This window comes from Mycolicibacterium vulneris (assembly GCF_002104765.1).
GTDB classification, from domain to species: Bacteria; Actinomycetota; Actinomycetes; order Mycobacteriales; family Mycobacteriaceae; genus Mycobacterium; species Mycobacterium vulneris.
This window is the reverse complement of the sequence record NZ_NCXM01000011.1, coordinates 13,413-25,420: the sequence shown is the minus strand read 5'-3', so window position 1 is coordinate 25,420 and position 12,008 is coordinate 13,413. Positions and strand designations below refer to the sequence as shown.

Sequence of the window (12,008 nt, the reverse complement as noted above, 5' to 3'; positions counted from 1 at the left end):
GCCGGTGAACGTTTTCGAACTTGTGGCATTGCCCTTTCGGTGGGGCTCCGCGATCCGGGGCAAACGGTTCTTCCATCCGACCGGGGTGCTGGCGGAGGGCCACATCGAACGCGTTGCCCCCGCCGGGCAGGGCTTGCCGATCGCATCCTCGGAAATTCTTGCGCGCGTGTCGAAGGCCACCGGTACGCCAGGGGCGCTGCCCGACTTCATCGGGTTGGCCTTCCGGCTGCCCACACCCCAGTCCGCGGACAAGCCGTGGGACATCCTGCTTGTCTCGTCCGGGTCGGGGGTGCTGTCCCGTGCGCTGGCGCTACGGCCGGCCACATCGTGGAACGGCCAGACCCTGACCACGCTGATGCCGTTGCACTATCAGGGAAACAATTGGTGGCTGCGGGCCCGGACCTCGAGCGAGACCGGCGGCCCGGGGTTGTCCCTGGACACTGTCCGGTCAAAGCTCGAGGGCAGCAACATCGAGGTGACACTCGACCAAGCCTGCGGCAGCGGCGATTTCATGCCCCTGGCCCGCATCACGCTGACCACCGCCCTGGATCCCGGACGCGACCACGACGTGTCGTTCGACCCGGTGCTCAACACGGCGCCCGGTCTGAGCTTGCATCCACGGTGGCTGGCCGATCTGCGCGCCCGGGCCTATCAGCACAGCCGCGACGGCCGAGATGCCGAAGAGTAGCCGCTCGTTCTAAGGAGGTAGCCGGTGCCCAAACGGATCGTCATCACCGGTCGTTCGTCGAGGCGGTCACCCGGGATGTCACCGTCGGGCCGCTCACCGTTCGGCGGGTGCCCTGACATCCGTCAGCCGGTGCGCCCCAACAGGTGGCGCAGCGCCGCGTCGAGGTCCGGCTGACGGAACCGGTGTCCGGCGGCGGCGAGCGCGGCGGGGGCCACGCGCTGGCTCGCGCACGCCAGTTCGCGGGCGCCCTGGTCGCCCAGCAGTAGCCGCGGGCCCAGCGCCGGCACCGGCAGCACGGCCGGCCGGTGCAACACCCGCGCCAGGGCGGCGGTGTACTCGCTGTTGCGAACCGGTTGCGGTGCAACGGCATTCACCGGTCCGGAGAGTGTGGCGTCCCACAGTGCGCGGTGATAGATGTCCACCAGATCGTCGATCCCGATCCAGGACAGCCATTGTCGCCCGTCGCCGAGCCGACCGCCGAGGCCGGCGCTGAACAGCGGGCGCATCAGCTTCAGCGTGCCGCCGGCCGGCGATTGCACGATGCCGGTGCGCACCTGCACCACGCGCACCCCGGCCTGCTGGGCGGGCGTGGTCGACTGCTCCCAGTCGGTCACCACGTCGGCCAGGAATCCGTCGCCGCGATCGCTGTCCTCCGTCAGGGTGTCGTCGCCGCGGTTGTATCCGTAGTAGCCGATCGCCGACGCCGAGATCAGCACCGCCGGCCGGGGGTCGCCGCGGCCCAGCAGTTCGGCCAGCCGGGCAGTGGGCCCGATTCTGCTGTCCCGGATGGCCTGCCTGTGTTCATCGGTGAACCGGCCGGCGATCGATGCTCCCGCCAGATGGATCACCGCGTCGACCCCGTCGAACAGCCGCGGGTCGGGATCGGCTGTGTTCCACCTTCGCTCGTCGTCACCGCGTGGTGCGTGCCGGACCAGCTGGATCACCCGATGGCCACCGGCGCGCAGGAAGGCGGTCAAGGCCGAACCGACCAGACCCGAGGATCCGGTGATCGCGATCGTCAAGGGCCGCAGCCCGTTCTCGGCGGCCAGCCGGTGTGCGGCCAGATCGTCGGCCAGCTGCCGGTGCCGGTAGTCGAACATCGGCCGCAACAGCGCCCCGGGCACCGGGGTGTCGACTCGGTCGAGCACCCTGGTGCGGTTGCCGCCGAGGTCCTCGAATTCGTGGGTGTGCTTCCACCGCACGGCAATTCGGGTCGGCAGCGTGGCCAGGCCGTCGCCGCCGATGGCGTCGACGAAACGCCGCGGCGGGTCGTAGCCGTCGGGCTGATGGACAGCGACCCAGCGCAGGCCCCCGGGCAGCGCCAGCGTGGCCCGCCCGTCCTTCAGCGAGGCGGCCTCCGTGACCAGCCGCATCGGCTGCCACGGCGGCGAGAGCCGGGCGAACGCGCCCGGCCGGGCATGCCAATCGAAAACGTCGGTGATGGGAGCGTCCACGACGCTCGAATAGTCCAGCCCCATCCCTCGACGTTAGGGAGGGTGCTACCGATCCGGCAAGGCGTGTTCGACGATGGGCAGCCGGGCCTGCGGCTGCCGCACGCCGCGCTTGGCCGACAGGTACACCTGCGCGGTCTTGTCCGCCACAGTGTGCCAATCGAAATCGGAGGTGAGTCGCTCGCGGGCGGCGTGGGCGCGCTGCTGCGCGGCCTGCGGGTCGTCGAGCACGGTGCGCACCGCCGCGGCCAGCCGGACCACGTCGCGCGGCGGGCACGACACCCCGGTCTGGCCGTTGATCACCGCCTCGCCCAGGCCGCCGATGTCCGACGTCACCAGGGGAGTGCCGGCCGCGGCCGCCTCCAGCGCGACGATCCCGAACGGCTCGTAGTGGCTGGGCAGCACCGCGGCGTCGGCGCGATGCAGGACGGCCAGCAGCTCGGCGTGGTCGAGGTGTCCGACGAACCGGATTGCCTTGAGCACCCGGTGTTTACGGGCCTGCTCGATGAGCCAGCTCTGCTGGGTGCCCTCGCCGGCGATGGTCAGTGTGGTGCCGGGGTGGCTGCGCCTGATCCGCGGCAGCGCGGCGATGATGTCGTGCACACCCTTCTCGTATTCCAGCCGGCCCAGGTAGAGCAGTTCGGCCGGACCGGTGCGCGGCCGGCGCGCCGCGAACGGCCAGCGCGCCGTCTCGATGCCGTTGCAGATCACCGTGATCTCGGCCAGGCCGGGACCGAACAGTTCGGTGATCTCGTCGGCCATCGACGCCGAACACGTGATCAGCGAGTCGGATTCGCGCACCAGCCAGGATTCGACCGCGTGTACCTGGCGGCTGATCGCGCCGCTGACCCAGCCGGAGTGCCGGCCGGCTTCGGTGGCGTGGATCGTGGAAACCATTGGCGCATCGTAGAATTGGGCGAGGGCGATCGCCGGGTGGGCCACCAGCCAGTCATGGGCGTGCACAACGTCGGGCCGCCACGCGCGGTTGGTGCCCGGCTCGGTCAGGGGCAGCCCGGCGCGAATCATGGAGTGGCCCATCGCGAGCGTCCACGCCATCATGTCTGTGCCGAAGGTGAATTCGTGCGGATCCTGGGCGGCCGCGATCACCCGGACGCCCTCGCTGATGTGGTCGGACGAAGGGTGGCTGCGGGGATCGGTTCCGGTGGGACGGCGCGATAACACGACGACGTCGTGACCGGCGGCGGCCAGCGCGGTCGACAGATGATGCACGTGCCGGCCGAGCCCGCCGATCACCACCGGCGGGTATTCCCACGACACCATCAGGATTTTCACGCCGCGGCCCGCCTCATCGGGGCAACCTGCGGGCATCGAGGGCGCCGAACAGTCCGTCGGCGCGGTTCCATCCGTCCGCCAGCCGCTGCGCGGTGTCGCGCCGGCCAGACGCCAGCGCGTCGGCGATCTCGCGGGTGGCGTGCGCATGCAGGTGGGCGCGGTAGCGGGCGTAGTCGGTGGCCGAATCCTTACTCACCATGAACGGCCAGTCGCTGGACACGGTGAGCAGCGTTTCGCGCAGGATCTGATCGGCGACGTGGTCGCGGGGGATCGGCCCGTCCAGCGACGCGGTCTGGGACAGCGCCTTGTCGACGGTGCTCAGCGCCATGTCGACGACTTCGCTGTTCAGCGCGACCAGATCGGCGACCTGGTCGCCGGCCCACACCTGCCAGTCCTTGCCCGAGCCCCACGAGCTGGGCGGCAGGGCTACCGGGTTGCCGACGAAGCCGTCGGCGAGGGCGTCGTTCAGCGTGCCCACCCGCACTCCGGCCTCGGGCAGGGCGCGCAGCACCCGCTCCAGCCACGTCGGCCCCTCGTACCACCAGTGGCCGAAGAGCTCGGTGTCGAAGGCGGCGACCACGTGGGCGGGTCGCCCGATGCGCTCCGACTCCGCGAGCAGGCGGTTACGGACCACGTCGACGAAGTCGGCGACGTGCATGTCGACCGCGTGATCGGCGCGCTCGGGGTCGTAGGGCGCCTTTTTCTCCGAGGACACGTTGCGGCCCGTCACCCGGGCCGGCTTGAGCCCGGTGAGGTGGTCATAAGTGTGGAAGTCGCGATACGCGGCGTGCCCGGGATAGCCGGATTTCGGCGACCACACCCGGTAGCTGACCTGCAGATCGCGCCCGAACGCCACCACATCGGTGTCACCGACCGGCCGGCCCAGCGCGGTGTCGCCGTGCAGCGACGGGCCGTCGACCATGAAATGGGTGACGCCGGCGGCCGAATAGTCGTGTTCCATGCCGGGCGCGTAGGCGCATTCGGGCGCCCAGATACCACCCGGGCGGTGCGCTAGGCGGTGCGCGGCGTCGGCCAGGCCCTCGCGCAGCGCGAACTCGCGCAGCCGCGGCGCCAGCAGCGGTTGGAACGGGTGGGCCAGCGGGCCGCCGAGCAGTTCCACCGTGCCGGCGTCCAGCAGGCTGCGCAGCAGCGGACTGCCGCCGTGCCGCCACAGGGTGGCGAAGTCGTCCAGCGCCCGCTGCGCCTCGGCGGACTCACGAATCCCCAAGGCGCGCAACGCTTCCGGCGTGCATGACGGGTAGCCGGCCGACTTCGACCGCGGCGCCGACCGCACGCTGGTGGCCTCCAGGCCGCGCAGCCGCCAGTTGGCCAGCCAGTGATGCATGCCGTCCAGGCAGTACGGGTCGTCGAGTTGGGCGTTGACCACCGGCGTGACGCCTAGCGTGATCACACCGCGGCGGTCCTCGCCGGCCAGCGTGTGCAGGACGCGCATCAGCGGCAGGTACGCCGCCGCCCAGGATTGATACAGCCATTCCTCGCCGACCGGCCAGCGGCCGTGGTGGGCCAGCCAGGGCAGGTGGGTGTGCAAAACCAGGGTGAAGAGGCCGGGAACCCGGTTCGGCGACGTGCTCACGGCGCTACCGCGATCGCGATCAGGTCGAGGCTGTCGTCGATGTGCCGGCCGGTGCCCGCGCCCACGCCGGCCTCGACCAGGTCGAAGTCCCCGGTGGTGACCGCGGCGACGTCGGCGGCCAGCTCGGGCGTCCACGGAGCGTCGGCCACCGCCCGCGCGATCTGCGCGTCGATGATCGAGCCGCCGTGCCGGGCATCCATTTCGCGAAGCCTCGGGCCGTGGAACAGGCCGCTGACCGAAACATCGGTGAAACCGCCGTCGATGAGCAGCTGGGTGAGCTCGGCGGCGTTGAGTTCCCGGGTGTGGAAGGGGTTTATCGGGGTGTCGCGGCCCGGCGAGAAGGTGATCCGATTGGGCGTCGACATCAGCAAAAGCCCCGACGGACGCAGCACCCGGGCGCACTCGACGACGAACTGTGTTTGGTCCCACAGGTGTTCGATCACCTGGAAGTTGACCACAACGTCCACCGACGCATCGGGCAGCGGCAGCTGCGCGAGGTTGGCCTGCATGACGTCGACCCGCGGATAGCGGCTGCGGACATGGGCCACCGCGGCCTCGTCGTAATCCACCGCGATGACGCGCCGGGCGACACCGGCGATCAGGTCCGCGCCGTAGCCCTCGCCGCAGCCGGCCTCGAGCACGTCGGCATCCACGCAGCGCTCGGCAAGCCGCTGGTAGACGACCTCGTGGCGGCGGAACCAGTAGTTCTCGATGTCCAGGCCCGGGATGGTGCGCTCGCCCGTCAACATCATCACCGCGTCACCCGCCGACTCGGTGTCGCCGGGGGCGTGCTGCGGGACGTCAGGGACCAGTGCGCTCATTGCATAGGCAGGCTAACGCGAAGTGTCGGATTCGCGAACCGGGGAAGCGGGGGCCCGCTCCTCATGCGGCGGACGGGCTGCAAGAACGTGCACTACGACCAGCTATGGTGTGAAGGCATACCGCACAAAGTTACCGGGTAGTAACACGGCTGTGCGTTGCGAAAAACGCGTACCGAGGTCTCGCAGTCGATCGCTGCGGACCCCTTCGAGGAGGACGAACCACACTCATGACGAACATCGTGGTCCTGATAAAGCAGGTCCCAGACACCTGGTCGGAGCGCAAGCTGTCTGACGGCGACTGGACGCTCGACCGCGAGGCTGCCGACGCGGTGCTGGACGAGATCAACGAGCGCGCTGTCGAAGAGGCCTTGCAGATCCGCGAGCGGGAGGGCGGCGAAGGCTCGGTGACGGTGCTGACCGCGGGCCCCGAGCGCGCCACCGAGGCTATCCGCAAGGCCCTGTCGATGGGCGCCGACAAGGCCGTCCACCTCAAGGACGACGGCCTGCACGGCTCCGATGTGGTCCAGACCGGCTGGGCGCTGGCGCGTGCGCTGGGCACCATCGAGGGCACCGAGCTGGTCATCGCCGGCAACGAGGCCACCGACGGGACCGGCGGCGCGGTGCCGGCCATCATCGCCGAGTACCTGGGCCTTCCGCAGCTCACCCACCTGCGCAAGCTCTCGATCGAAGACGGCAAGGTCACCGGCGAGCGCGAGACCGACGACGGCGTCTTCAACCTGGAGGCGAGCCTGCCCGCGGTGGTCAGCGTCACCGAGAAGATCAACGAGCCGCGCTTCCCGTCCTTCAAGGGCATCATGGCCGCCAAGAAGAAAGAGGTCACGGTGCTGACCCTGGCGGAGATCGGCGTGGAGAGCGACGAGGTCGGCCTGGCCAACGCCGGGTCGTCCGTGTTGTCGTCGACGCCGAAGCCGCCGAAGACCGCGGGTGAGAAGGTCACCGACGAGGGCGAGGGCGGTAACGACGTCGCCAAGTACCTGGTTGCCCAGAAGATCATCTGACCCGATTCCCAAGACGAGAAGAGCGAGATAACCCATGGCTGAAGTTTTGGTGCTCGTTGAGCACGCCGAAGGAGCGGTGAAGAAGGTCGCCGCCGAATTGATCACCGCCGCCCGCGCTTTGGGCGAGCCGTCCGCCGTCGTCGTCGGCGCCCCGGGCACGGCCGCCCCGCTGATCGACGGGCTGAAGGAGGCCGGCGCCGCCAAGATCTACGTCGCCGAGTCCGACGATGTCGACAAGTACCTGATCACCCCGGTGGTCGACGTCCTGGCCGCGCTGGCCGAGTCCAACGCCCCGGCGGCGGTGCTGCTGGCCGCCAACGCCGACGGCAAGGAAATCGCCGGCCGGCTCGCGGCCCGGATCGGATCCGGTCTGCTGGTCGACGTGGTCGAGGTCAAGGAAGGCCCCAAGGCCATCCACTCCATCTTCGGTGGTGCGTTCACCGTCGAGGCGCAGGCCAACGGCGACACCCCGGTGATCACGCTGCGCGCCGGCGCCGTCGACGCGGAGCCGCAGGCCGGCGCCGGTGAAGAGGTCAAGGTCGAGGTCCCGGCCCCCGCCGAGAACGCCACCAAGATCACCGCCCGCGAGCCTGCGGTCGCCGGTGACCGTCCGGAACTGACAGAGGCCACCATCGTCGTCTCCGGTGGTCGCGGCGTGGGCAGCGCGGAGAACTTCAGCGTCGTCGAGGAGCTGGCCGACTCGCTGGGTGCGGCCGTCGGTGCGTCGCGCGCCGCCGTCGACTCCGGCTACTACCCGGGCCAGTTCCAGGTGGGCCAGACCGGTAAGACGGTCTCGCCGCAGCTCTACATCGCGCTGGGCATCTCCGGTGCCATCCAGCACCGCGCGGGCATGCAGACGTCCAAGACGATCATCGCGGTCAACAAGGACGAAGAGGCGCCCATCTTCGAGATCGCCGACTACGGCGTGGTGGGCGACCTGTTCAAGGTCGCTCCGCAGCTGACCGAGGCGATCAAGACGCGCAAGGGCTGAGTCTCTCGGCCTCAAGCCCCCGGCGCCGCGGTGCCGGGGGCTTTTGCGTTCGGTCGTGGCGGCCGGTCGGACCGCCCACTTTTTCGCGACGATTCGTCATCTCACGTGCACCGACACGTCACAGCGTCGATGCCGACTAGCACATCGACTACGCCACGTTGGGGTTCATGAGCATTGCTTCAGTCCTCATACCCAGCGATAAGCCGACCAATACAGCCACCAGCTCGTCGGCCGCACCCCGCTACTCCCTGTTGCTGTCCACCGACCCCGCCATGATCGAGGCGGCGCAGCGGCTCCGGTACGACGTGTTCACCAGCACGCCCGGCTTCGCACTGCCGGCCGCCGACCAGCAAGGACGGGACGTCGACAGGTTCGACGAGTTCTGCGACCACCTGCTGGTGCGCGACGACGACACCGGTGAACTGGTCGGCTGCTACCGCATGCTGGCGCCGGCGGGGGCCATCGCGGCCGGCGGGCTCTACACCGCCACCGAATTCGACATCCGCGCGCTCGACCCGCTGCGGCCCTCGCTGGTGGAGATGGGACGCGCCGTGGTGCGCGACGGGCATCGCAACGGCGGCGTCGTCCTGTTGATGTGGGCGGGCATCCTGGCCTACCTGGACCGCTACGGCTACGACTACGTGACCGGGTGCGTGTCGGTGCCCATCGGCGGCGAATCCGACGTTCCGGGCAGCCAGCTGCGCGGCGTCCGCGACTTCATCCTGAGCCGGCACGGGGCCCCGCCGGAATACCGCGTCCACCCGCACCGGCCGGTGGTGGTGGACGGGACGGCGATCGACGACATCGCGCCGCCCGCGCGGCCCTCGGTTCCGGCGCTGCTGCGCGGTTACCTGCGACTGGGCGCACAGGTGTGCGGCGAGCCCGCGCACGACCCGGACTTCGGCGTCGGTGATTTCTGCGTCCTGCTGGACAAGGCGCACGCCGACACCCGATATCTCACGCGACTCCGATCGGTCTCCGCGGCGTCGGAAATGGCGGGCGGCGAGCGATGAACGCCCCCGCGGGCACCGGGCACTCCTGGCTACCGCGCGCCTCGTGCGACGCCGGTTGTGTGAGTGCGGGCGACGTGGTGGCGCCGCAACCGCTGCGCAGGGCGCTGCGGGTGACGCTTCGCCTCATGCTGGCGCTGCTGCTCGCGCCGGGGCTGCCGCTGCTGGCGGTGCCGCTGCCCGGCCGCACCCGCGTCCAGCGCATCTACTGCCGCTTGGTGCTGCGCTGCCTCGGTGTCCGAATCGCCGTGACGGGCAACCCGATTCGCAACCTGAGCGGGGTGCTGGTGGTGAGCCCGCACATGTCTTGGCTCGACGTCTTCGCCATCGGTTCGGTGCTGCCCGGGTCGTTCGTCGCGCGTGCCGACATGTTCACCGGCGCGGTGACCGGAATCGTGGCCCGCATCCTGAAGATCATCCCGATCGAGCGGTCCAGTCTGCGGCGCCTGCCCGGCGTGGTGGACGCCGTCGCCCGCCGGTTGCGCGCCGGTCAGACGGTCGTCGCCTTTCCGGAAGGCACCACCTGGTGCGGCCGGGACCGCGGCGCCTTCTACCCGGCGATGTTCCAGGCCGCGATCGACGCCGCCCGGCCGGTGCAGCCGCTGCGATTGACCTACCACCACGTCGACGGGAGCCCTTCGACGGTGCCGGCCTTCGTCGGCGACGAGACCCTGCTGAGCTCGATCCGCCGGCTGCTCGTCGTGCCGCGCACGCTGGCCAGGGTGCACGTCGAGTCTCTGCAGCTCCCCGGGACCGACCGGCGCGCCCTGGCCGGCCGGTGCCAGTCCGCGGTGAGTGCCGGAACCGCCCGGCGCGCTGGTCACGGGCACGTGCTGGTGGCCTGAGCAAACGGGCGGGCCGGTATCGTGGGCTGCGTCATGGTCTACCTGGATCACGCCGCCACCACCCCGATGCACCCCGCCGCCGTCGAGGCGATGACGGCTGTGCTGGGCACGGTCGGCAATGCGTCCTCACTACACACCAGCGGCCGCGCGGCGCGGCGCCGCATCGAGGAATCCCGCGAGCTGATCGCCGACCGGCTGGGCGCACGGCCCTCGGAGGTCATCTTCACCGCCGGCGGCACCGAGAGCGACAACCTGGCGGTCAAGGGCATCTACTGGGCCCGCCGCGACGCCGAGCCGCGACACCGGCGCATCGTCACCAGTGAGGTGGAACACCACGCCGTGCTGGACTCGGTGAACTGGCTCGTCGAACACGAGGGCGCCGAGGTCACCTGGCTTCCGACCGCCGCCGACGGGTCGGTGTCGGCGGCGGCGCTGCGCGAGGTGCTCACACGCCACGACGACGTCGCGCTGATTTCGGTGATGTGGGCCAACAACGAGGTCGGCACCGTGATGCCGGCCGCCGAACTCGCCGCCGTCGCGGCCGAATTCGGCGTCCCGATGCACAGCGACGCCGTTCAGGCGGTGGGGCAGCTGCCGGTCGACTTCGCCGCCAGCGGTCTGTCGGCGATGAGCGTGACCGCGCACAAGTTCGGCGGCCCGCCCGCGGTGGGCGCGCTGCTGCTGCGCCGCGACGTCGCCTGCGTGCCGCTGGCGCACGGAGGCGGGCAGGAGCGCGACATCCGTTCGGGCACCGCCGATGTCGCCGGCGCGGTCGGAATGGCGGCGGCGGCCCGCATCTCGGTCGACGGGCTCGAAGTCAACAGCACCCGGCTGCGGGCGTTGCGTGACCGGCTGGTCGACGGGGTGCTGGGCGGCATCGAGGACGTCACACTCAACGGCGCATGCGATCCGCTGCGCCTGCCCGGCAACGCGCACTTCACCTTCCGCGGCTGCGAAGGCGATGCCCTGCTGATGCTGTTGGACGCCAACGGAATCGAGTGCTCGACGGGGTCGGCGTGCACCGCCGGCGTCGCGCAGCCCTCGCACGTGCTGATCGCGATGGGCGCCGACGCGACCAGCGCCCGCGGATCTTTGCGACTCTCGTTGGGGCACACCAGTGTCGACGCCGACGTCGACGCGGTGCTGCGGGTACTGCCCGGTGCGGTGGACCGCGCCCGTCGCGCCGCACTGGCCGCCGCGGGGGCGTCCTAAGTGAAAGTGCTTGCTGCGATGAGCGGTGGCGTCGACTCGTCGGTCGCCGCCGCCCGGATGGTCGACGCCGGACACGACGTCGTCGGCGTGCACCTGGCGCTGTCCACCGCGCCCGGCACGCTGCGCACCGGCTCGCGCGGGTGCTGCTCGAAGGAAGACGCCTCCGACGCGCGCCGCGTCGCGGATGTGCTCGGAATCCCTTTCTACGTCTGGGATTTCGCGGAGAGGTTCAAGTCGGACGTCATCGACGAATTCGTGTCGTCCTACGCGCGCGGCGAAACTCCCAACCCGTGTGTGGTGTGCAATCAGAAGATCAAGTTCTCGGCGCTGTCCGCGAAAGCCGTTGCGCTCGGGTTCGACACGGTGGCCACCGGCCACTACGCCCGTCTTTCGAATGGCCGGCTGCGCCGCGCCGTCGATCACGACAAGGACCAGTCCTACGTGCTGGCCGTCCTGAGCGCCGGGCAGTTGCGCCACGCGGCGTTCCCGATCGGGGACACCCCCAAGCCGCAGATCCGGGCCGAGGCCGCCCGGCGCGGCCTGACCGTCGCGGAAAAGCCGGACAGCCATGACATCTGCTTCATCCCGTCGGGCAACACCCGCGCCTTTCTGGGCGAGCGCATCGGGGTGCGCCGCGGAGCCGTGGTCAATGCCGACGGCACCGTGCTCGCCGAGCACGACGGCGTGCACGGTTTCACCGTCGGGCAGCGCAAGGGGCTCGGCATCGCCGGGCCGGGACCCGACGGCCGCCCGCGCTACGTGACCGCGATTGACGCGGAGACTTCGACCGTGCACGTGGGCGAGGCGGCCGACCTCGAGATACGCGAAATGGTCGGCCGGGCACCGATTTTCACCTCGGGTGTCATCCCTACCGGCCCGCTGGAGTGCGCGGTTCAGGTGCGCGCGCACGGCGAAACAGCCGACGCGATTGCCGAGCTGGTCAACGACGAGCTCGTCGTGCGGCTGCGCGCGCCGATGCGCGGGGTGGCCCGCGGCCAGACGCTGGTGCTATACCGGCCCGATCCCGACGGTGACGAGGTGCTCGGCAGCGCCACCATCGCCGGCACCACCCGCTGAATCCGGG

Annotated in this window: 11 protein-coding genes; 7 read left to right on the top strand and 4 right to left on the bottom strand. The window is 70.4% G+C overall.

All coding sequences use genetic code 11. The features are described from left to right. The first annotated feature begins 4 nt into the window (after nucleotides 1-4). On the top strand, nucleotides 5-688 hold the full coding sequence (locus B8W69_RS12220) for a phosphodiesterase (protein WP_085290079.1): 684 nt from the start codon (nucleotides 5-7) through the stop codon (nucleotides 686-688). Between the two features lie 122 nt (nucleotides 689-810). Here the strand turns inward: B8W69_RS12220 and B8W69_RS12215 are convergent, their stop codons facing one another. Genes B8W69_RS12215 through B8W69_RS12200 form a run of 4 tightly spaced genes read right to left on the bottom strand, consistent with a single transcriptional unit; the run spans nucleotide 811 to nucleotide 5,847 of the window. Then, nucleotides 811-2,166 carry a TIGR01777 family oxidoreductase gene (locus tag B8W69_RS12215; protein WP_085290078.1) on the bottom strand — a complete coding sequence of 452 codons (1,356 nt, stop codon included), beginning with the start codon at nucleotides 2,164-2,166 and terminating at the stop codon, nucleotides 811-813. A gap of 21 nt (nucleotides 2,167-2,187) precedes the next feature. Next, a complete protein-coding gene (locus B8W69_RS12210) occupies nucleotides 2,188-3,432 on the bottom strand; it encodes a glycosyltransferase family 4 protein (RefSeq protein ID WP_085290208.1) in 1,245 nt (414 codons plus the stop codon). Nucleotides 3,433-3,445: 13 nt separating this feature from the next. Beyond that, nucleotides 3,446-5,026 carry a 1,4-alpha-glucan branching protein domain-containing protein gene (locus B8W69_RS12205; protein WP_085290077.1) on the bottom strand — a complete coding sequence of 527 codons (1,581 nt, stop codon included), beginning with the start codon at nucleotides 5,024-5,026 and terminating at the stop codon, nucleotides 3,446-3,448. Then, nucleotides 5,023-5,847: a class I SAM-dependent methyltransferase gene (locus B8W69_RS12200; RefSeq protein WP_085290076.1), complete on the bottom strand. Its 825-nt coding sequence runs from the start codon at nucleotides 5,845-5,847 to the stop codon at nucleotides 5,023-5,025. The genes B8W69_RS12205 and B8W69_RS12200 overlap by 4 nt, the downstream gene beginning before the upstream one ends. A gap of 227 nt (nucleotides 5,848-6,074) precedes the next feature. Here B8W69_RS12200 and B8W69_RS12195 point away from each other — a divergent pair, with 227 nt between their 5' ends. The 6 genes from B8W69_RS12195 to mnmA all read left to right on the top strand — a co-directional run bounded on the left by B8W69_RS12195 (nucleotide 6,075) and on the right by mnmA (nucleotide 12,001). Then, complete coding sequence (locus B8W69_RS12195; RefSeq protein WP_085290075.1) at nucleotides 6,075-6,866, top strand: electron transfer flavoprotein subunit beta/FixA family protein; 792 nt, start codon at nucleotides 6,075-6,077, stop codon at nucleotides 6,864-6,866. Between the two features lie 34 nt (nucleotides 6,867-6,900). Continuing rightward, the gene (locus tag B8W69_RS12190; protein ID WP_085290074.1) at nucleotides 6,901-7,857 is read left to right on the top strand and encodes an electron transfer flavoprotein subunit alpha/FixB family protein; all 957 of its coding nucleotides are present in this window, start codon (nucleotides 6,901-6,903) and stop codon (nucleotides 7,855-7,857) included. Nucleotides 7,858-8,024: 167 nt separating this feature from the next. Beyond that, a complete protein-coding gene (locus B8W69_RS12185; protein WP_085290073.1) occupies nucleotides 8,025-8,870 on the top strand; it encodes a GNAT family N-acetyltransferase in 846 nt (281 codons plus the stop codon). After that, nucleotides 8,867-9,712, top strand: a complete 846-nt coding sequence (locus tag B8W69_RS12180) for a lysophospholipid acyltransferase family protein (RefSeq protein WP_085290072.1) — start codon at nucleotides 8,867-8,869, stop codon at nucleotides 9,710-9,712. Before B8W69_RS12185 ends, B8W69_RS12180 begins: the two co-directional genes overlap by 4 nt. A gap of 33 nt (nucleotides 9,713-9,745) precedes the next feature. After that, a complete protein-coding gene (locus B8W69_RS12175; RefSeq protein ID WP_085290071.1) occupies nucleotides 9,746-10,924 on the top strand; it encodes a cysteine desulfurase family protein in 1,179 nt (392 codons plus the stop codon). Then, a complete protein-coding gene (gene mnmA, locus B8W69_RS12170; RefSeq protein WP_085290070.1) occupies nucleotides 10,925-12,001 on the top strand; it encodes a tRNA 2-thiouridine(34) synthase MnmA in 1,077 nt (358 codons plus the stop codon). The last annotated feature ends 7 nt before the right edge of the window (nucleotides 12,002-12,008 follow it).